The 20,045-nt window shown below is 60.9% G+C and carries 20 protein-coding genes; 8 read left to right on the forward strand and 12 right to left on the reverse strand.

Annotated features, from left to right (window positions below; all coding sequences use genetic code 11):
- Positions 1-425: transposase (locus LR393_RS12840; RefSeq protein WP_231484094.1), on the forward strand; the 425-nt coding region annotated here is incomplete at its 5' end.
- 190 nt (positions 426-615) lie between these two features.
- Here the strand turns inward: LR393_RS12840 and LR393_RS12845 are convergent.
- Positions 616-1,113 carry a hypothetical protein gene (locus tag LR393_RS12845; RefSeq protein WP_231484095.1) on the reverse strand — a complete coding sequence of 166 codons (498 nt, stop codon included), beginning with the start codon at positions 1,111-1,113 and terminating at the stop codon, positions 616-618.
- A 676-nt stretch (positions 1,114-1,789) separates the two neighbouring features.
- Here LR393_RS12845 and LR393_RS12850 point away from each other — a divergent pair.
- The gene (locus tag LR393_RS12850; protein WP_231484096.1) at positions 1,790-2,878 is read left to right on the forward strand and encodes an O-antigen ligase family protein; all 1,089 of its coding nucleotides are present in this window, start codon (positions 1,790-1,792) and stop codon (positions 2,876-2,878) included.
- A 59-nt stretch (positions 2,879-2,937) separates the two neighbouring features.
- Here the strand turns inward: LR393_RS12850 and LR393_RS36365 are convergent, their stop codons facing one another.
- The 5 genes from LR393_RS36365 to rfbC form a co-directional block, all read right to left on the reverse strand.
- Entirely contained in the window at positions 2,938-3,135 is a 198-nt protein-coding gene (locus tag LR393_RS36365; protein ID WP_231484097.1) for a DUF397 domain-containing protein, read from the reverse strand.
- Positions 3,113-3,949, reverse strand: coding sequence for a helix-turn-helix domain-containing protein (locus tag LR393_RS12860; protein WP_231484098.1), 837 nt, complete (start codon positions 3,947-3,949; stop codon positions 3,113-3,115). Before LR393_RS12860 ends, LR393_RS36365 begins: the two co-directional genes overlap by 23 nt.
- Before the next feature lie 877 nt (positions 3,950-4,826).
- On the reverse strand, positions 4,827-5,699 hold the full coding sequence (gene rfbD, locus LR393_RS12865) for a dTDP-4-dehydrorhamnose reductase (RefSeq protein WP_231484099.1): 873 nt from the start codon (positions 5,697-5,699) through the stop codon (positions 4,827-4,829).
- 16 nt (positions 5,700-5,715) lie between these two features.
- On the reverse strand, positions 5,716-6,636 hold the full coding sequence (gene rfbA, locus LR393_RS12870) for a glucose-1-phosphate thymidylyltransferase RfbA (protein ID WP_231484100.1): 921 nt from the start codon (positions 6,634-6,636) through the stop codon (positions 5,716-5,718).
- Between the two features lie 5 nt (positions 6,637-6,641).
- A complete protein-coding gene (rfbC, locus tag LR393_RS12875) occupies positions 6,642-7,289 on the reverse strand; it encodes a dTDP-4-dehydrorhamnose 3,5-epimerase (protein WP_231484101.1) in 648 nt (215 codons plus the stop codon).
- Positions 7,290-7,503: 214 nt separating this feature from the next.
- Between rfbC and rfbB the strand changes: the two genes are divergently transcribed.
- The 6 genes from rfbB to LR393_RS12905 all read left to right on the forward strand — a co-directional run bounded on the left by rfbB (position 7,504) and on the right by LR393_RS12905 (position 14,452).
- Positions 7,504-8,502, forward strand: a complete 999-nt coding sequence (rfbB, locus tag LR393_RS12880) for a dTDP-glucose 4,6-dehydratase (protein WP_231484102.1) — start codon at positions 7,504-7,506, stop codon at positions 8,500-8,502.
- An 81-nt stretch (positions 8,503-8,583) separates the two neighbouring features.
- Positions 8,584-9,369 (forward strand): hypothetical protein, encoded by a 786-nt coding sequence (locus LR393_RS12885; RefSeq protein ID WP_231484103.1) that lies wholly within the window; start codon positions 8,584-8,586, stop codon positions 9,367-9,369.
- Positions 9,370-9,398: 29 nt separating this feature from the next.
- Positions 9,399-10,646, forward strand: a complete 1,248-nt coding sequence (locus LR393_RS12890; protein ID WP_231484104.1) for a lipopolysaccharide biosynthesis protein — start codon at positions 9,399-9,401, stop codon at positions 10,644-10,646.
- A gap of 146 nt (positions 10,647-10,792) precedes the next feature.
- Entirely contained in the window at positions 10,793-11,827 is a 1,035-nt protein-coding gene (locus LR393_RS12895; RefSeq protein ID WP_231484105.1) for a glycosyltransferase family protein, read from the forward strand.
- A gap of 89 nt (positions 11,828-11,916) precedes the next feature.
- Positions 11,917-13,035: a glycosyltransferase family 4 protein gene (locus LR393_RS12900; protein WP_231484106.1), complete on the forward strand. Its 1,119-nt coding sequence runs from the start codon at positions 11,917-11,919 to the stop codon at positions 13,033-13,035.
- 88 nt (positions 13,036-13,123) lie between these two features.
- Positions 13,124-14,452 carry an O-antigen polysaccharide polymerase Wzy gene (locus LR393_RS12905; RefSeq protein WP_231484107.1) on the forward strand — a complete coding sequence of 443 codons (1,329 nt, stop codon included), beginning with the start codon at positions 13,124-13,126 and terminating at the stop codon, positions 14,450-14,452.
- A 62-nt stretch (positions 14,453-14,514) separates the two neighbouring features.
- On the opposite strand, the gene LR393_RS12910 is transcribed toward LR393_RS12905, so the two are convergent.
- From LR393_RS12910 to rfbA (LR393_RS12935), 6 genes are all read right to left on the reverse strand, one after another.
- The gene (locus LR393_RS12910) at positions 14,515-15,519 is read right to left on the reverse strand and encodes a hypothetical protein (RefSeq protein WP_231484108.1); all 1,005 of its coding nucleotides are present in this window, start codon (positions 15,517-15,519) and stop codon (positions 14,515-14,517) included.
- A complete protein-coding gene (locus tag LR393_RS12915) occupies positions 15,516-16,622 on the reverse strand; it encodes a glycosyltransferase (protein WP_231484109.1) in 1,107 nt (368 codons plus the stop codon). The genes LR393_RS12910 and LR393_RS12915 overlap by 4 nt, the downstream gene beginning before the upstream one ends.
- Complete coding sequence (locus LR393_RS12920) at positions 16,612-17,772, reverse strand: glycosyltransferase (RefSeq protein ID WP_231484110.1); 1,161 nt, start codon at positions 17,770-17,772, stop codon at positions 16,612-16,614. The genes LR393_RS12915 and LR393_RS12920 overlap by 11 nt, the downstream gene beginning before the upstream one ends.
- Positions 17,773-17,964: 192 nt before the next feature.
- Entirely contained in the window at positions 17,965-18,141 is a 177-nt protein-coding gene (locus LR393_RS12925) for a hypothetical protein (protein ID WP_231484111.1), read from the reverse strand.
- 130 nt (positions 18,142-18,271) lie between these two features.
- Positions 18,272-19,141 (reverse strand): dTDP-4-dehydrorhamnose reductase, encoded by an 870-nt coding sequence (rfbD, locus tag LR393_RS12930; RefSeq protein WP_231484112.1) that lies wholly within the window; start codon positions 19,139-19,141, stop codon positions 18,272-18,274.
- Positions 19,138-20,043 (reverse strand): glucose-1-phosphate thymidylyltransferase RfbA, encoded by a 906-nt coding sequence (rfbA, locus tag LR393_RS12935; RefSeq protein WP_231484113.1) that lies wholly within the window; start codon positions 20,041-20,043, stop codon positions 19,138-19,140. Before rfbA (LR393_RS12935) ends, rfbD (LR393_RS12930) begins: the two co-directional genes overlap by 4 nt.
- Positions 20,044-20,045: the final 2 nt, after the last annotated feature.

Here is a 20,045-nt window from a genome sequence, read left to right on the forward strand (position 1 = left end):
TCGGCGGGCCTGCAGGACTATCAAAGTTGTCACCGCGCCCGCCTGGATCACCTTCACCCCAAGCGGCGCAGGTCGCACAGGTCCGCCGGACCGTGACCCGGCCCCACCCGAAAAAGCCCGGCAAGAACAAGAAAACCATCGAGATCGTCTACGTGATCACGTCGGCTGACCACCACGCCGCACCCCCGGACGTCCTCGCCGGATGGCTCCAAAACCATTGGCGCGTTGAAAATCAAGCCCACTGGGTACGTGGTGTCGATTTCGACGAGGACCGATCCCGCGTCCGTACCGGAGGCGGCCCTCAGACCATGGCCAGTCTCCGCAACACCGCCATCAGCCTCCTCAGACTGATCGGCACCACCAACATTGCCGCTGGCCTACGCCACCACGCCAACGACCAGCAACGCCCACTCAACCTGGCCTGACCTCATGAAACCGGACTTTGCCTCACCCCTGGGGCCGTGCTGGGCGTGGTCTACGGGTGCGGGTTGCAGCTTGGCGATCATGCGGAATGCCGGAATCTGCGTCTAGGTGTTCTCGGTGAGAATGATGTGGACGTCGACGCCGCGCCAGGTCTTGGGTGGCGTTCCGACTTCCTACGTAAGCCGTCTGTGTTCAACGGATGGCTTTGAGCACAGCCTCTGGTTCAGGACTTGCAGGCCAAACGAGGAGGAGGAACTCTTCCTGTATCTCATTGTCCTTCGGCGATGTCCGGGCCTCATGGCGTCCTCGTGCGTGGGCACGAACGCGGTACTGCCCTTCGGGCAAGGTGGGGAAAATGTCGTCACCGCGCGCCTCTTCGAGAGTGCCAATGCCGAAAATGTCATCGTCTTCGACGTTCAATGAAACTTCTGCAACGTCTTCCCATTCATCAAGGTCTTGATGATCTGGGGCGTGATCCCGAATGTCCACGGTCAGAGCAATCTTACTGCTCGTACCTCCCGTCAGCAGAATGGCGAAGTCGCCGGGTACGGCCGGTACCCCCGGTTCTTCAAGGGCCTCGATGAGTCCGTTCCCCTGGCCGGGGACCCAGCCTTCTGTATCGAAGTACTCGCTACCTTTGAGGTGAAACTGGCCATACGAGACGTAGGTCGATCCTGATGTAATTGTCATCAGTCCTCCAACTGCCGTGTGTAGTAGTCCGGCAAATGTAGTGCCAGCGTTAATCGCAGGGCCGGCGCCTGGCGGAATGACACCAGACGCCAGCCCCGTTGCCCGCGATTCCTAGGCGGCGACCCAGAAGGCATCTCCGCGCAGAACGCTGTTCTTGGAAAAGAACTCGCGCCACCGTACGTGCACCCTCACTGCCTCGGTTACTCCTGTGGCGCAAGAGGATGGAAAAGGCTCAGTACCTTGACCGCCGCGGCTACCGTTAGGAGTAGGTCGGTAGGAATCCACTTGTCCGGGCAAGGCAAACAATTCGCCAAACAGAGAAGATCCACATCGGCCGATCACCTGATCCGCATGCTGTCCGCTCTTTTGGGTTTAGATACGTCGACAGACTGTTGCAGTGCTGACAGTCACAGATACTGGCGTGTTGAGACGCGACCTTTTTCTACTCGTAGCCGCAGGGAGCATCAGCGTCGTTGCTGGAGTTGGCGTTGCCGCTCGGCCTGCTGTCGGCGTCGCTGTCGGTATAAGCCTTCCGCTACTGGCTTTACTCGTCATGAAGCCAGGTGCGCGCCTAGCCGCGGTCACTATCGGTGCACTGGTCGTTTTCCAATCAGATAGCTCGTCCGGAAAGTTTGGGTACGTTGCCCTCGCGGTTCTCTGCTGCGCCCTATCTCTGGTGAGCCTTGCACGGTCCAACGATCCAGTCATCCAGTGCTTTCGGCTGATGATCCCAGGGTCGATCTTAGTCCTTGCCGCTATTGGATTATCCGGCTTCGTTGCTATCAGCGGTGGAATCCCGGCGCAGACCTGGGCCAAAGAGGTCTTAAGCTATGTCCTACTGGCTACGCTACCGGCCGTCGGTATTGACGCCGGAAGAACAATTCTCCCACGTACGCTGAACCGATACATCGCCATCCTCGGCGTCGTGTGTGCCATTGGATTCGCTGTGGACTGGCTTGACCGCCGCGGCGTTTCCGGGCTCTCTTTCGGGCGGTTCATTCTCGCCACCACGGTCTTGCCAGCCCTCTGTTTCGCGTACGCTCTTGCCTCCGCCGATCGTGGTTATCGAGCCTTCTGGTGGTTGATCGTCGCCGCACTCGTCGCCGCGATCCTGCTCGTCACCGGCACTCGCTCGAATCTGGTCCTCGTCTTTGGACTTGTCGGCGTAATCGGCCTGCGAAGGGGATCGGGCATCCATCCGGTGCGTCTGGTGATGTACATAGCCGGCATGACCGTAGCCCTGGCTACCCTAGTGCCATTCTTGGCCAGTCACCTGATTAGTGATCCGGCGTTCCTGGATGGCCGGATTACCCAGGCAATGGCCGTTGCCCACGGTGAAGCCTCGTCGGACCAGAGCTATCTCGCCCGTCAGCACTCCTACGAGGTCGCTCACACTGCTTGGCAGGAGCACCCATGGCTAGGTGTCGGGCCGGGCGGAATTCTTGGATCGGATGCACCCTGGCTAGTCCTGGCCAAGTTCGGTCTAATCGGTGCCATGGCGTTGAGTATGTTCGGCGCTTGCCTGTGCGTCTCGATTCGCCGTGCACGACAGATTTCTGGGCCTCAGCCAATTTATGCTGCATCCCGTGGATGGGCTCTTATCCTTATTGCCCTAACCCCATTCGGGCCCTGGACGGAAGACAAGGGCATCAGTCTTGCCGTGGCTCTGCTCGTCACGGCGGTGGTCGCGCAAGCGACAAGCGATGATCGAGTACTACCTTCCGAACGAGCAGCTATTGCATGCCAGAACGGAAATGCAACGTGAACCGCCACAAGCAGGACGCTTCCTGCCGACGAACAACACTGTTCGGCGGCAGGAAGCGACTACTGAGCCTCGCTGTCAAACTCGCCAGCCTTCACCCCGGTAAGGAAGGCACGCCATTCAGCAGGGGAGAACAAGAGTGTTCCAGCATCGTGGTTCTTGGTGTCACGGACCTGAACCATGCTGCCCTGGCGACGGACCTCGACGCACTGTCCCTGCACATCCGATGCGCTGGCCTTATGCCACTGCGTTTCGCTCACGAGCCCACTCCTTAATAGGTACCGCCTTGGTAGTCAACAGCTTAGCGTTGCTGATGAAGCGCTGGACTACCTTGGGATCTTCGATGAACCGGCCGCCGTCGAGCGATTCGATGTAAACGATGTCCGGCGCCTCGGCTTCGCTAAACTGGAGAAGAGTGTAGGGACCCCGCATCGATGGATGGCCGCCGTCCCCGAATCTCAGACAAGAGACGCTAATGTTGGGACGCTGGTTGAGGTTCTGTAGATGGCAGATCTGCTTGCCCAACGTGGATTCGCCACCAATCTGGAAGCTGACGGCGGCCTCGCTCAGAATCAATTTCAACTGCGCGGGCTCGGGGCCACCCAGAACCGCGGCCTCACGTTCGGCGCGAAGTTTCACCGACTCCTCAAGCTCTTCATGGGTCGTGTGCTGGGTCTGTTCAATGACCGCACGATGGTAACCCTCGGTTTGGACCAAACCGTGAATCAGCTCGCCGCCGCACACCGTGATGCGGGATGCGGCCTGTTCTAGCTCGACGTACAAGCCAAACCTGAAGTCGCTCACCGTCGAGCTGAAATTTTCCCACCAGCCTGACTCGCCTGCTCTCATCGCCCAATCTACCCACTGCGAACGAGTTTTGATGTCCACCCGATAAATGTCGGCTAGTGCTTGGACCTCGGCCCATTTGAAGGGGCCTTGACCAGTCTCCAGCCTCCAAAGCTTCTGCCTACTGCCAAATATCCGGGTGTTGACGATGTCGGTCATGGTCATACCAGCCGACTTTCGTGCAGATGCAAGGGCGCGGCCCAAAGTCCGCTTCAGCATTTCGCTCATAGCCAAGAGTGTCTCAGTCCAATAGTTATAGCTCAACGGGTCGATTCCGCAACGTACGTTTTGCAGACTGGTACCTGCCGCAACCGTGACCGATCCAGGCGTTTGTTGAATCGACAATGGTTGCACGGATCGGTGCAGTGGTATAGGTCGCTGGAATCATGATCTTTCGGCGGCGTCGGCATACCGTTGGCTCACCTGGCTTGTAAAGCAAATCTTTTAACGGGTTGTCGCAATGCTTTAGTGACACAGTTGGATGAAAATCTAGTTTCGTCGAAAAGGCTGCGAACGGCCGGTCTGCTGCATAGGAACCGAGCTCCTGGCCTGCTGTGTAGCAAGCTGCCAGTCGCTAAAGCAACCGGCAGAGTTGACCTCATCATATTAGTGTTGCCACTATGGTCGTATAATGCGTTTTACAACCTTGCCCGTGCCCCCACCAAAAACAGGCGCCATATGCGAATTAATGTGCACGCCCTAACGAGCGTTATCGGATAACTTGCCAACTGCGGCATCGGCTACTTGGTGGCGTTCTTTTCCGCATTCGCATTCATCCTGGCCAGATTCTAAGCATGGAATACGAGCTTCCGCCTTGGCGGGTGACCTGGCTGCGATTGTCGGGTACGGTGCTGGCAGCGGTTTGGCCCTTGGCCTGCTGCAGTACAACCTTCGCGCAGGTATCAAGGGCGCCTGGTACTTCTTAGCTTTGTCAGTCGTGCTACATCTGCTGCTAAGCCTGGGTCAGCGACCAAAGATGAGAAGTAGACAATCCATAGGAAGATTCCGTAATCACCGGACCCGTACTCTTCGGCTTATGGGAAATCGCTACTGGCTTTCGACGTCCTGCTTTGTCAGTAAGGTGCTCAATCCCGGACAAGGTAGATCAGCGATCAGTTACGTTTCCCTGAAGAATCGCTTGTGTCAATGATTCTCGCCAGTCCCGTATAGGGGCCAGCCCTGTCTTTTCCCAGCTATCAAGTGCAAGGACTGAAAAAGCTGGGCGTGGGGCTGGCCGTTTGAACGCGGCCGATGTTGTCGGTCGTACACGTGATGAGCTGGCTCCACGAAGATCGAAAACTGCGGATGCCAGTCCGTGCCAGGTTGTTTGGTTTGAAGCGCAAGCGTGGTAAATCCCTGCGGGAGCGCCTGCCTCGACAATTTCGACGATTCGCTGAGCGACATCACGAGTCCAGGTTGGCTGACCGTGCTGATCATCGACGACATCCACGAATTCCCGTGTGGCTTCAAGCTTGGCCATCGTGCGGACGAACGACGGACCGTGCTCGCCATAGAGCCAGGCGGTCCTGAGAATCCAGTGGTGATAGGGGAGCTCGGCTCGAACGGCCCACTCACCAGCGGCCTTGGAACGTCCATACGCTGTGCGTGGGGCGGCTGGAGCGTCCGCAGCGTACGGTTCGGTGCTGTCACCGGAGAAGACGTAGTCTGTGGATATGTGAACTAGGTGGGCACCACTTGTCGCGCAGGCGCGTGCCAGATTCTGTGGGCCAACGGCGTTGACAGCAAAGGCTGTCGCCTCATCTGACTCAGCGTCGTCCACAGCGGTGTAGGCGGCGCAGTTGACCACCACGTCGCCCGCTGAAAGAGAACTGAGCGCAGCGCTGACAGCGTGGGAATCGGTAATGTCGAGCGCGTCACGGTCGAGTGGCAGAAACGGCCTGCCTTCAAGGGCCGTCTGGACGTCGCGGCCCAGCATGCCGGAAGCACCGGTTACGAACCAGGTTCGGCTTTCGGCCATGGCAGTAGCTCCTTCGTTACTTATGCAGGGCGGCATGGTCGGTGGATTCCGGCATCGTGATCACGTGCTGGGCGGGCTGGCCGAGGAGACCGCGGAGGTACCCGCCATAACCGGACTTTTCTAGAGGCTTGATCAGAAGTTTCAGTCGTTCGTCGTCGATCCAGCCGTTACGGTAGGCGACTTCTTCGATGCAGCCGATCTTCTGACCCTGCCGGGCCTCAATGACCTGGACGAACTGACCAGCGTCCATCATCGAGTCGACCGTGCCAGTGTCCAGCCAGGCGGTCCCGCGCTCGAGCACGGTGACGGTCAGCTCACCGCGTTGGAGGTAGTAGTCGTTGATCGCGGTGATCTCTAGCTCTCCGCGGGAACTCGGTTTGATACTGCCGGCGATGGAGACGACGTCGTTGTCGTAGAAGTAGAGGCCAGGGACGGCGTAGTTGCTCTTGGGTGCTTGAGGCTTCTCCTCGATGGAGAGGGCCTTGCCTTGATCATCGAATTCGACCACGCCGTAGGCGCGGGGATTGGAGACCTGGTAAGCGAAGATGTGGCCCCCGCGGACGGCGACGTTTTCGCGAAGTGCAGTCCCCAGACCGACGCCGTGGAAGATGTTGTCTCCGAGTACCAACGCGACCGGTTCGTCGCCGATGAATTCGGCACCGATCAGGAACGCCTGTGCGAGACCTTCCGGGCGAGGCTGAACGGCATACTCCAGACGCATCCCCAGTCGAATGCCATTGCCCAGCAACCGCTTGAACGGCTCGTGATCGTCCGGTGTGGTGATGATCAATACTTCCCGGATTCCTGCCATCATCAGCGTGGAGAGCGGGTAGTAGATCATCGGCTTGTCGTAGATCGGCATCAGCTGCTTGCTGATGCCCTGCGTGATCGGGTACAGCCTGGTCCCGGATCCTCCGGCGAGGATGATTCCGCGCATCGGCCTTACGACCGAACTGACGGGCGGTGGGCTGTCAGGTCAACGTGGTCGGCTGCTGCTCGTAGAGAGTCCATGTAGCGGCGGCACTCATCGTAGTCGGGAAGGAGTGCCGCCTCCTTGGCCTGCATCAGAGTCGGCGCTTCGCGGTCCTTGTCCGAAAGAAGGAGCGGAACATCCTCCGGCCAGGTGATTTCGAGTGCTGGATCGATCGGGTTGATGCCGCGTTCACCGGTCGGGTTGTAGACCGTGCTGCAGAGGTACATCACCGTGGCGTCTTCAGTCAGCGCGACGAAAGAGTGCGCGAGGCCCTCTCCGACGTAGAGAGCGGCGCGCTCGACATCATCCAAACGCATGGCGTCCCACTGGCCGAAAGTAGGGGAGCCCAAGCGGATGTCGACAACAACATCAAGAATCGCACCACGCACACAGGTCACATACTTTGCCTGGCCAGGTGGGACATTGGCGTAGTGGAGTCCGCGAAGTGTCCCGCGTCGAGATACCGAGCAGTTGGCCTGAGCGAGCTCGAACCGATGGCCGATGATGTCCGTCAGGGCTTCGTGGCGGTACCACTCCATGAAAACGCCACGAGAGTCTTCGAACTGTCGCGGATGAAGCGCGTAGGCGTCTGGGATCGCCAGTTCTGTCACCTTCATGCGACGAACTCCTGACGCCCTGCCGTGTACCGTACGTAGTAGCGCATGCGCTGAGGGTATCGAAGTGGATGCTACGTCGTTGTGGCCTCCTGAAAGATCGCACGTTGTATTGAGAGTTGCGCGCATGGCGGTCGTTGGCACGGTGGGCCGCTAGTGTCGATGGTTTCCCGGGGAGCAATGGCGATCCCACTCGACTCGTGAAAGGAAAAGCCTGGTGCGCATTCTCGTGACTGGTGGGGCGGGGTTCATTGGGTCGCACTTCGTTCGATCCGTTCTGGCCGGTGCGTATGCAGATCTGTCGGGATCGACAGTGACTGTTCTGGACAAGCTCACTTACGCCGGAAATCCGGCAAACCTGGAATCTGTCACAAGTGCACCAGGTTTCACTTTGGTCGTGGGTGACATCCTGGATCGTCGTCTGGTCGACGAGTTGATGGCATCTACCGACCTTGTCGTGCACTTCGCTGCTGAGTCCCATGTCGATCGTTCCATCACAGGAGCCGCGGACTTTGTCGTGACGAATGTCGTGGGAACCCAGACGCTGCTTGACTCGGCGCATCAGGCAGGGTCCGCCGACATCCGCTTCGTGCATGTATCGACAGATGAGGTCTACGGCTCCATCTCCTCTGGGTCCTGGAGCGAGTCTCAGCCGCTGGAACCAAATTCGCCATATAGCGCCAGCAAGGCAGGGAGCGACCTCATCGCTCGCTCGTACGCGCGGACCCATGGCCTGGATGTCCTGATCACGCGGTGCTCGAACAACTATGGCCCTTACCAGTTCCCTGAAAAGGTCATCCCACTGTTCGTCACCAACCTGATCGATGGGCAGAAAGTTCCGCTCTACGGCGACGGGCTCAATGTTCGTGATTGGCTGCATGTCGATGACCACTGTCGAGGGATCGGGATGGTCGCCGCCCGCGGGCGCACGGGTGAGATCTACAACATCGGTGGTGGCACCGAGCTGGCCAACCGAGAATTGACGCAGCTCCTCCTGAACGCCTGTGGTGCCGACTGGGATCAGGTGGAGCGGGTGCCTGATCGTAAGGGTCACGACAAGCGTTACTCCGTGGATATTTCTAAGATCACTGCAGAGCTTGGGTATCAGCCGGCCGTGAGCTTCGAGGCGGGCCTGATGGAAACGGTCCAGTGGTATCGCGATCACCGGGACTGGTGGGAGGCTTCGAAAGCTCAGTCCCTGCTGACAGCGAACTGAGGCGGCTCAATCGTGAACATTAATTCTGCAGCGGAAATTTCGATCAGCGAGTCAACATCTCGCGACTCTCTACTTCAGCAGGTGAGCAGTGACCAGGGTGGCCAGCGGGGAAAGCTCAAGAGGGCCATCGTCCTGACCGCGACACTCAAGCCCGCGGAGACGGTGTACAAGCTCAAGCGCTCTGATCTGGATGTCCGTCGATCGGACTACCTGACGTCAGTGGAGCGCTGGTGCCAGAACAGCCTCAAAGCCTGGGACGATGCCTATCTGATTGACAACTCTCCCGATCTCAGCCCGCAACAGTGGAGTGAGTTCAGCGATCAGGTCGATCAGCGGTCGAACGGTCAGATCACAGCACTGCACGTGGACGTACAGCCAGACCTCAAAGCGACTCTCCTGCAGAAGGGGAGGGAGGAAGCCAAACTCCTCGACGCCGCATCAGTCGCCCTCCGACAGCGCGGTGTCACCTACTTCGGCAAGGTGACCGGCCGCCTGTTCGTAGCTAATGTCAATCAAGCGGTCCCGCCGGACAGGAACCAGGGAATCAGCGCGGCCATCTCGAATCGGCTTCACATGAGCGACACCCGGTTCTTCGCTATGCCCGTGGAAGAGTGGCTGGCCCACTACATGGGCATGGAAGCGGACGTTGATGAGCCTAACGGCATCATGCTCGAACACGTTTTTGCAAGGCGCACCATGACGGCGATCGGTGCGGGCAGTACGTTTGTCAGTATGCCGAGGCTTCCCCGGTTTATCGGATCGTCCGGTTCGATGGATATCGACTATGGCTCGTTGGCCGGCAGAGTGAAACGCTCGATGCACGAACTGATCCGACTCCCATATATGCGCTACTCCGTGACCCTGTGACTGGACAGACAATACAGATTGTCCGTCAGATGAAGGCGGTCACGAAGTCAGGTGTTGCTGGGGATACGGTCTTCATCCTCTTGGCCTCAGTGGTTTCGCAGGCAGCTGCCGCAGGCTCCTACTTGCTATTGGCCCGGTCCGTTGGGCCTGAGGATTTCGGTAGCGCCATTGCTATCTCCGGCTTAGTCCTCAGCCTGGTGGGACTGGCGGAGTTCGGTACGAGTAACCTCGTGACACGAGAGATCGCCGCCCAGAAAATCACTCTGGCGGATGCCTTCCACGGCGTGCTTAGTCGATCCTTGGTCATGACGGGTGCTGGAGCTGGTCTGGCCATTGTTCTGGATCTCATCGAACAGGTGACCGGGGCCGAGGCTTTCATGGTTGCCATTCTCGTTGCGGGGATGAGTCTTTCGACTGGGCTACAGGGCATCATGCGGGGGCGGCGCCGCGTTCGGCTGGCCTCCTGGCTTGGTGCTTCTGACAAACTAGTCGGACTAGCCATCGTTGGTGCGACGCTTCTGACCGGACAGCGAACCGCTGTGCTCACGCTGTTAGCCGCACTCAGTGTCGGACCGTGGCTGGTGTCTGCCTACATCGGAGTAGCTCTGCTCTCGGAGTCGGGAACGCGCCGGTTGCGTTGGGTCCACCCTTATCGCGGATCACTGGGTTTCGGTCTGACCTCCTCGGTGACAAGCGTCCAGACCGTTGATGCCACGGCCATCGCCTGGCTGGCAGGACCAGCCGCAGCTGGTCAGTTCGGTGCAGTATCAAAGTGGGTTGCGCCCTTCAATCTGGTTGTTGCTGCTCTGTCACAGGCCGCACTGCCGCGGTTAGCCGCAGCACGAACGACTTCTCTTGCGTTGAGGGAACTGACTCACGGGCTATGGGCACCGGCACTGTCGTGTATCGCTGCCCTCATCACGGCAATCGCCAGCCCGTGGGTCGTCGAACTCCTCCTGGGATCTGCTTTCGCCGGCTCGGCGTCGGTCCTCAGCCTGGTGGCGCTGGCAACGATCCCGGCAGGAGCAAGTCAGATTGCACTGACGCTCTTGCAAGCGCGTGGTGCTGAAGGGCGGGCCGCCCGAAACATCGTGGCGGCGGTCGTCCTGCAACTGGCCGCGATCTGTGTAGGAAGTGTTCTTTTTGGAGCGGTCGGAAGTGGAGCAGCCATCCTCGTCACACAGACCATGCTCGCCGGGTTGCTGATCCGAGAGGTACGTACGCTCCTGCGATCCGAGCGGCAGGTTCCGCCGAGGATGCACGAGTCCGTCCGATGAGCTTAAGAGCGCGTTCCGGTAGCTCAACAAAATCTGAGGGTTCTGGGCGCCGCAAGATCTGGCGAATCCTGGAGCCGAACTCTTCTGGGCACCGGTTCTGGTATGTAGCCCTTCTGCTGGAACAGATTTCAGCTTCTGGTCCGGCGGTGGGCAGCGGCATCTTGGTGACGCGACCTCGGGCGATCCAGCAACCGGCTTGGGACGAGCACCTTGCGGGCCGTACGATCGACGGATCGTGGCGGCTTCTGACAACTGAACAGAGCCATCGCGAGATGCTGAAGGAAGCTTCTCTGGCCGGTGACGAACTGGTCATTCCTGATGCCGATGGTTGGCTACCAGCCCTAGTGGCTCTTCGTGTCTTCGATCGCCGAAAAGTCTCTGGTTCGCTCTTACTGATGCGTCCGTCACCGGATGCGAGTTGGCAATCGAAGGCCCGGCATTCATTCAAGCGTCTGCTACTCGCGCTTCTCGGCGCCTTGCATCCGGAACTGCGGGTCTACCGGCTGGTGGCGGTCAAGCAGCGGGACAACGATGTGGAAGACCCCGTGCAGTTCGACCCGGCAAACATCTCTCGTGAGGACTGGCTCACGCAGAACGGTTTGGACGTCGAGCGCAGGTGGGTCGTGGTGCTGGGGGAGGCTAGCGAACGCAAGTGTATCGACCTCCTGGCGATGGCAATGGGGCGTTCAGATGTCGGGCAGGCAGGTTGGGGGCTCGTGGTCTTGGGGAAGCCGGCCACCGAAAAGATCAGGTCTGAGCTCATGGGCTTATCCGCATCGCACCCTGAGCGGGTTGTCTTCCGGCCAGGGTTCCTGACCGACCAGGAATTCGACACATGGGTCGCCTGTGCGGATGTCGTGCCAGTGCTTCACCGTAACGAAGGTTCTAGCGGAGTTCTGCTCAAGTGCTGGGCAGCAGGGACTTTCACGATCGTCGGCGGAGCCCGAAGCGTCGTAGAGGCATCATCATCGCTCGATATGAATTGCCTGACGATTGAGAATCTCACTGTCGATGAAGTAGCAGCTCCATTCTTCGACCGTGACCTGCTGCCGGGCGGAGAATCCCGAGGAGGATGGGAAGAACGGTCGCAGAATTTTTCCCGGACATTGCTCGGAACGACGGTACAGCGTATGCATCGACATGGGTCTGAAATCCGGCCACAGCAGGGAGAACCGCGATGACCGACACTCGTGCAGGAACGGCAGCCAGAGGCTCGATCTTTCTTGTCCGAGGGGCATTTAGGCCGGGATCGGACGCAGTCTCCCGTTCCATGCTGGAACTTGCTCTGGCTATCCAGCGGGCTGGACAGGACGTCAAGATCATCTCATGGACAGGGCCTGGCCAGTTCGGCATGCTCGACCTCGCCGGTCCAGGAACGGTGGTACCTCTTGGGCCCGGGTCGGACAGCGGCCGCTACACCAGCATGGACCGGGCTACCTTCCTAGTTAAGGCTGCGCTGTATCTCTGGAACAACGCCCAGCGTGGTGACAGCGTAGTAACGCTGGAGGACCCGACAGCCCTAGGGCTTGCCGCGGTGCCCGTCCGCTGGCGCCGGAAGGTTAAGCACTACACGTATCTGATGGATCTGCAATCCATCCAGTATCTTTCGCTCCACCATGGTGGACTTCGGTCCGCCGTGATCAATCGAATCCGTCGCGAACTTGACCGGTTCACCTGGCGCAGTTCGGACGCGGTCGTCGTTCTCGGCGAGTGTATGAAAACTATTGTTCAGAGCGTTGAATCATGTGCTCGCGTCGAGGTCATCCCGATCTGGCAAGACAGCTCCCGTATCCATCCGGTGGAAGCAGGAGGGATCCGTCAAGCGCTCGGAACTGGTGACAAGCTGGTGGTCATGTACCACGGACATGCGACCTACCGACAGCCCATGAACCTGATTCTCGCCGCGGCAGAGGAGTTACGTGCCGACTCAGGGATCACCTTCAGTGTTGTAGGCAACGGGCCGTCGGTCGACTGGCTCAAGCAGTCTGCTGCGGAACGCAAGCTGACCAATATCGATGTCCAGGCGAGTGTCGATAAGTTTGACTTTTTGACAGTACTATCGTCTGCAGACGTGCATCTGGCCATCTTGGACGAACGCGCGACTGGGACGTGTGTCCCGTCCAAGACATATACGGCCATGGCCGTGGGAAAGCCGTGCCTTTACCTTGGCGCAGAATACGGTCAGGCTGCCATGGATGTCACGGCCGCACGGTCTGGCTACGTCGTCGCTACTGATGATTTGCGGGGATTCGTCGCCTGCCTCCATGAGCTGTCGAATAACGAGGCCGATCGTCTTCAGATGGGGCAGCGTGGGCTTGAGTACTTCACTAGAGAACGGGATCTGGCCGTGATTGGTGAGAAGTGGATGGATCTCCTTGTCAGCGTCTAGCTACGTAATAGAAGCGAATGTCAGCAGACGAGAGACATATTCGCCTGGCGGGGTCTTCGCCGGCGTCGGACTGTTCCTCGTCATCGGTGTGCTTGCTCCCGCCGCGATCACTTCATGGACGGATTCCTCAACCGGCCCTTGGAAATGGTTCCTTGCTCTCAGCGTGCTGGCGGCCCTTCGGTATTCTGTGCTGGTTGCGGTGGGTGCCCCGAGGCTTTACGAGCTGACTTTTTGGCTTTTCGTATATCTTTTCCTGGGGCTGGCGCCCATGGTGCAGATCAGGATGAACGCGTACCCAGAAACGACCCCGGGAATGCTGACCCAGATTGGTGGTCGGAGCGCTGCGGTCATCGTTATTGGGGTGCTGGCATTTATGGTTGGAGCGTTGGTTTCGCGGCCTTCGGGTGAAACCGGTGCTTCGCGTGTGCGTATAGTTGACGCAAACGCTGCGATGAAGCTCTCTTTCTTCTCGCTCGTGTACACGCTGTGGTACATCCACGCCGTCGGACCGGCCCTCTTTTCCGATAGAAGCACGTATTCGGTTGCGAGGAGTCTGCTGTGGCCGAATCCGGCTGTCGGGTCGATAGTTAGCGCCTTGGCAACGACTCCGCTTCTCGTGAGTACCGCTGCTCTCCTCATCGTTTATAAACGTGAGCCAAAAGGTTCGCTCAAACTTTTGATTGCTGCGCAGATCGTGACCCTCATGTTAGTCGTCAACCCTGTCAGCGGTGCGCGGATCGCCTTTGGATCGGTTTTGCTCAGTTTGATTGCGATGCTTGGCGGATTCGGCACCAGCAAACGCTTTAGAATCAGCGCGATAACAGTGCTTATCGGGATGTCTCTGATCTTTCCGTATGCTGACTACTTCAGGCACGGTGCTGAGGGGCAATCGGCCTTCGGTAAAGGAAATCCTATTGAGGCGATGACGAAGGGCGACTTCGACGGATACGCTCAGGTGACTAATAGCGTCAACTATGTGGACAATCACGGAGTGACTTATGGAAATCAAGCCCTTGGAGTTGTCCTCTTCTGGGTGCCGCGGAGCATCTGGCCAGAAAAGGCTGATGACACTGGGGTAGTCTTAGCCGCTGACCGTGGTTATGGCTTCAAGAATCTTTCTGCTCCGCTGTGGTCAGAGCTGTACATCAACGGCAAGTGGGCCGCGCTTGCTCTGGGCATGGCGCTCTTGGGGTGGGTGCTGAAGCGCCAAGATAACTTGCGTGTTCGATTGCCCGAAGTCGGGGTCGCCGGAACAATTTTGCCCTTCACCATGCTGATCATCCTGCGGGGCTCGCTACTTCAGGCTATCGCGAGTTTTGCTGCGGTGATCCTGTTCTCGTTGTTCGTCACCCGCAGCGTTCTGGACGTCCAACCTGGGGCTCGGGACCAGTCCCAGCAACTACCGTCCCCACGCTGAAGCCGTCGCGCCACTAACATTCCGTGAGGGGAGGCTGGGTGAACCAGCCTCCCCGGCAGGTGTTACTGGGCGGCGCCTCGGGTGCTGACGAGTGCCTGCGTCCGGCGGACAGCCGCTCCCGTGAGATCCCACAAAAGCCTCTTGGGATCTCTGCGTGGAATCCCGAAGTGAGCTGCTGCGGTGTCTCGCCAGGCGGGGTGTTCTGATCCCCAGAACCAGGATTGTGGGTCTCGGGAAGCCGGCAGCATCCGGGCCAGTCCCCGGTGCTTCTCGGCGGGCAGGTGCCACAGGGGGAGTGTCAGGTCGCCGGGCAGCACGGTGCGGTGCGTCGGCGCGGTCCAGATCCGCCGGATGTACGGCGATGCCTGCTCGACGCGGGTGTAGCGCAGGGCGAAGTTCATGAGTTGCTCCTCGGTGACGAACCGAGGGAGGTTCTTCGTCCACTGGTCCAGACTGAACTGCCAGGCTTCTTCGACCCGCGGTGCGATGGCATCCCAGGTCGAGGACGTAAATCCGTAGAGTTCGCCGCCGTAGTGTCGCGGTGCCTGCGTGTGCGCCAGGTCGAGTTGGCGGTGCAGTTCGCCGGCCGTGACGGCCGAGAGCCCCTGGCATACGTAGTCGAGGTCGTACTCGGTGTCGTAGGCGAGGAAGCCGTCTGTCGGAATGGCTTCGGCGACAGGCTTCAGGCTTCCGGTGCAGATGACGTCGGGATCGAGCAGGAGGATCCGGTCTTCTGCTGCCGGGTAGGCCGCGGCCAGACAGGCGAGCGCGTCGATGGAGAACAATGACGCATTGAACGAATGGAAAAAGCCGGCCGGAGGCTGGTGGTTGAACTGGGTCAGCAGGACTCGGGCATCGAGCTCGGCCAGCCGCCGTTCCATCTCTTCGCCCGGTGACGTGGTGGTTACCAGCACGACGGTGAGTTCTGGATTCCAGCGACGCAGCGAGGAGAAGCACAGATCGATCAGGCCATGAAAGGTCCTGAGGGAATCATCATTCGCTGAGCGGAGATTGGGGCTGTCCGAGGCCGGAGCCGGGGTGAACGCGATGGCTGCGACGGTGCTCATCGGACTGGAGCCACCTGTTCGACGGCCTTCATGACGACGGCGGCGAGCTCATGTGGAGTGTGGCGGGTGACCGGGTGGTCGAGCAAAGGACCGGTCCAGTCGTCTTTGCTCTGTCGCAGCGCGATCGCCAGTTGCTGCGGTTCGGGTTCGCTGGAGATCACGCCGGGCATGTGCTGGATGGAGGGAGTCACGCCGCAGGCGTTGGAGACGACGACCTGCAGGCCGGCTGCCAGCCCTTCGTTGACGACGAGGCCCCAGACCTCTTCCTTGCTGGGAAGCACGAGCGTGTTCGCTGAGGCGTAGGCCCTGACCAGGTCTCCGCCGTCCAGCGATCCGGTGAACCTGACCGCCGAGTCCAGGTCAAGGTGGCTGGCGAGCGTCTTCAAGCGGTCTTCCTCGGGGCCGTCACCGACCAGGGTGAGTGTGTCGTGCGGCTGCCGTACGGCCTCGAAGGCGTGAACCAGGCTGTCGACGTTCTTGCGGGGAATGAGCTGACCGACGTAGAGGTAGTGATGGCCGGACGTCGGGGCGAAATCGGGGCGCAGGTTGACCGCTTCTGCGAACCGGGCGACGTCGACCGTGTTGAAGCCCTCGACGATCTTTGCCCGGGGGACGCCGATCTCCTGGACGGAGCGGGTGGAGGCACTGCCGGCGGTGAGTACGAGGTCGGCACCCTGGAAGAACCATCGACGAGCCAGGGGGACCGGGCCGGTGGTGTACCGACGCGTTGCCAGGGTGCTTCGGTAGGAGGCGATGACGGGTACCCGGCGGACTCGGGCCCACCAGCGGGCCGCCATGTAGGCCGGGGACTCCCAGCCGTCGATGACGATGGCCCGTGGGCGCTCGTTGATCATCTTGAGCAGCTGGAGGGACGGTGCGTAGATGACGGAGTCACCGGACGTCGTGAGTGCCTTGGCCTGGAGGAAGACAGTGGAGTGAGGGGCCTCGGTGAGGTCGATGTCCCAGGTGCGGTTGGGTTCGCTCCGGGCCATGAGAGCAACGGTGAGGTCGTGGGACTCGGAGATGGCCGACCACAGGGGAGCGCGGTACGGCGTGGGAACGTTGCTGATCCAGAGCACGCGGCCCCGCTGACTACCCGCCACTGGCGAGACCTTCCGTTCGGAGTTCGTAGGATTCGAGCAGTTGGGTGCCGACGGTCTGCATGGAGAATCGCTTGGTGGCGGTATGCCTTGCGGTCTCGGCCATTTCGGCGCGGCGTCGGGGGTCGCTCAACAACAGCCCCAGCGCGGCGGTGAGCTGATCGGCTCCCGGCTCGATGACCAGCGCGGCGTCATCGGTAGCCAGGAGATCGGCTACGCCGCAACTGACGGTGCAGATGGACGGAACGCCCGCGGCCAGTGCTTCGAGGAGCGTCATGGGGAAGGGCTCGTCGACGGAAGGCAGAGCGAAGACCGATGCTTCGGAGAGTCTTTTGACGGCCTCAGCGTGTGAGAGAGCGCCTTCGTACACCAGGGAACCCTCTACCTCGGGGTTCGAGCGGATGAACGTGAGGAGGCGTTCGAGCTCACCGTCGTCGGGGCCGATGATGCTGAACCGGGCGTCAATGCCCTGGGCGAGCAGGGCCCGCGCTGCTTCGGCGAAGTCCATCACTCGCTTACGAGGGTGAAGGCGGGCCATGAAGAGGACGTTCAGCCGCTCGGTGGGCCGCGGCCGATGCTCGCTCAGGGCAATGCCGTTGGGCAGCTGAACCGTGACGGACTGGTTCCCCAGAAGCGCTTTGAGTGCCTTCATCTCCAGGTCGGTGAGAACGAACCGCGAGGTGGCTCGTTTGAGGACGGGCAGCGTGAGCAGGCGGTCAATGGTGCGCGCCTGAATTCGCGCATCGGGCGTGATCATGCCGTGGGTCTGCGTGGTGTACGGAACCTTGAAGCGCATCAGCACGAGGGCGGCCAGGAGAGGGACCAGATCACGCGCCAGATGCAGGTGGGCCACGTCGAAGTCACGACCGTTGCGAAGGAGCCAGCGGACCATGGCCGGCGAGACCAGCCCCGAGAAGCGCATGCCGGGGATGGCGTTGTGAACAGGGAAGAGGTGCGCGGGCACACCCTCGATGGATTCAGGGGTGACACCGTCTCCCCGCCAGCCGGCCACGATACGGGCGTCATGTCCCCGCCGGCGCAGCTCCGCACACTGGTTCACCGCGACGGTCAGTGGCCCGCCGTACGAGGAGCGGTCGTCTACCAGTGTGACGACGTGAAGGATGCGCATATCAGGAGTTGCCGGGTTCGCCACGGGCCGCCATGAGAATTCCTCCGCGCGATGTCGTCTGGGTGAGCAGATGCTCCTGCAGGTCCACACCGGGTCGGTCCATCCGCGGACGTCGTCAGTGATCGACAGCTCCGGCGACCGGCCGTCATGGGCGGTCGACGCACTCGGCGTGGCCCGGGAGCAATGTCCGGATCTCAACGCTTCGTGGTGGTGAGATTACTCGATGTGAGTGACCTCGTGGCGGTGCGATTGAGATTTGGTGGTCAGGGTGGGGCGTGGGGTGTCAGCTGTGGATGTCTGGACGATCATGAGGGTGGGTAATTCGGTGGAGTTGAACAGCCGGTGCAGGGCCCGTTCCGTCGACAGCGCTGTGCTCGACTCCAGGGAGGTCATGGAAGAAGACCGGAGCGACAGGAATGGCGGGTCAGTACCCCGAGCGGCGAGCCGAGGCCTTCGCCGGTCACTTCCTGCTACCCACCAAGGCTGTCGGTGAGGCGCTGACCGGGCTCGCAGCTAACGGCTGTCAGTCGAGCACCCCACCCACTCGCACCGCCTCGTCGAGGGCAGCCCGCCAATCCCGCATGGGTTCCAGACCGGCCTTCTCCCAGGCCGTCAGGTCCAGCACGGAGAAGGCGGGGCGTGGTGCTGGTCGCTGGAAAGCCGCTGATGTCGTGGTCCGGACGCGTGAGGGGTCGGCGTTCTTGAGTCTGAAGACTTCGGTTGCGAGACCGTGCCAGGTGGTTCGGCCCGAGGCGCAGGCGTGGTACGTGCCGGCCGGGGCGTTGCTTTCGACCGTCTCGACGATGCGCTGGGCCAGATCCTGGGTCCAGGTCGGCTGGCCGTGCTGGTCGTCTACTACGTCCACGAACTCTCGGGTGGCTTCGAGCTTCGCCATGGTGCGGACGAACGACGCACCGTGCCGGCCGTACAGCCAGGCGGTTCTCAGAATCCAGTGCCGACAAGGAAGTTCGGCCCGTACCGCCCACTCGCCGGCCGCCTTGGAGCGTCCGTAAGCGGTGCGGGGGGCCACCGGCTCGTCCGTGGTGTGCGGCTCGGTGCCGTCTCCTGAGAAGACGTAGTCGGTCGAGATGTGGACCAGGTGCGCGCCTGCCGTGGCGCAGGCCCGGGCCAGGTTCTGGGGGCCAACGGCGTTGACGGCGAAAGCGGCTGCCTCGTTGGACTCCGCGTCGTCCACAGCGGTGTGGGCGGCGCAGTTCACCACCACGTCGCCGGGGGCGAGGGAAGAAAGAGCGGCGGAGACCGCAGCCGGATCCGTGATGTCGAGCGCCTCGCGATCAAGGGGCAGCATCGGCCGGCCGGCCAGAGCGACCTGGACGTCACGACCCAGCATGCCGGAGGCCCCGGTCACCCACCACCGACGGGGGGCGCTCACGGGATCAGCTCCTTCGGCATCGTGATCACCTGCTGTGGGGACCGCCCGAGGAGGCCTCGTAGATAGTTGCCGTAGCCGGACTTCTCCAGGGGCTCGATCAGACACTCCAGTTCCCGGTCGTCGATCCAGCCATTGCCGTGAGCGACTTCTTCGATGCAGCCGATCTTTTGCCCCTGACGGGCCTCGACCACCTGGACGAACTGACCCGCGTCCATCATCGAGTCGACCGTGCCGGTGTCGAGCCAGGCGGTGCCCCGTTCGAGTACCGTCACCGCGAGCCGGCCACGCTTCAGGTAATGGTCGTTGATCGCGGTGATCTCCAGTTCGCCCCGGGCGCTCGGCTCGATGCCGCGGGCGATGGAAACGACCTCGTTGTCATAGAAGTAGAGGCCCGGCACCGCGTAATTGCTCTTGGGGACCTGCGGCTTCTCCTCGATGGAGAGCGCTGTGCCCCGCCCGTCGAACTCGACCACGCCGTAGGCACCGGGGTTGGCGACCTGATAGGCGAAGATGTGGCCCCCGCGCACGCGCACGTTCTGGCGGAGAGCGGTGCCCAGACCGACTCCGTAGAAGATGTTGTCGCCGAGTACCAGGGCGACGGGCTGGTCGCCGATGAAATCGGCGCCGATCAGGAACGCCTGGGCCAGCCCTTCGGGACGGGGCTGGACGGCGTAGTCGAGGCGCATGCCCAGCCTGCGCCCGTCCCCGAGCAGTCGCTGAAAGGGCTCATGGTCTTCCGGGGTGGTGATGACGAGAACTTCCCGGATCCCCGCCATCATCAGTGTGGAGAGCGGGTAATAGATCATCGGCTTGTCGTAGATCGGCATCAGCTGCTTGCTGATGCCCTGCGTGATCGGGTAGAGCCGGGTCCCGGAGCCACCGGCGAGAATGATGCCGCGCACGG

Source organism: Kineosporia mesophila (assembly GCF_021129235.1).
Classification (GTDB): domain Bacteria; phylum Actinomycetota; class Actinomycetes; order Actinomycetales; family Kineosporiaceae; genus Kineosporia; species Kineosporia mesophila.

Excerpts from the sequence above, each read along its gene's own strand:
- LR393_RS12890 (WP_231484104.1), top strand. The coding sequence starts at position 9,399 with ATGAAGGCGGTCACGAAGTCAGGTGTTGCTGGGGATACGGTCTTCATC.
- LR393_RS12910 (WP_231484108.1), bottom strand. The coding sequence starts at position 15,519 with ATGAGCACCGTCGCAGCCATCGCGTTCACCCCGGCTCCGGCCTCGGAC.
- LR393_RS12900 (WP_231484106.1), top strand. The coding sequence starts at position 11,917 with ATGCTGGAACTTGCTCTGGCTATCCAGCGGGCTGGACAGGACGTCAAG.
- LR393_RS12860 (WP_231484098.1), bottom strand. The coding sequence starts at position 3,949 with ATGAGCGAAATGCTGAAGCGGACTTTGGGCCGCGCCCTTGCATCTGCA.
- rfbD (WP_231484099.1), bottom strand. The coding sequence starts at position 5,699 with ATGGCCGAAAGCCGAACCTGGTTCGTAACCGGTGCTTCCGGCATGCTG.
- LR393_RS12845 (WP_231484095.1), bottom strand. The coding sequence starts at position 1,113 with ATGACAATTACATCAGGATCGACCTACGTCTCGTATGGCCAGTTTCAC.
- rfbA (WP_231484100.1), bottom strand. The coding sequence starts at position 6,636 with ATGCGCGGAATCATCCTCGCCGGAGGATCCGGGACCAGGCTGTACCCG.
- rfbC (WP_231484101.1), bottom strand. The coding sequence starts at position 7,289 with ATGAAGGTGACAGAACTGGCGATCCCAGACGCCTACGCGCTTCATCCG.
- LR393_RS12925 (WP_231484111.1), bottom strand. The coding sequence starts at position 18,141 with ATGACCTCCCTGGAGTCGAGCACAGCGCTGTCGACGGAACGGGCCCTG.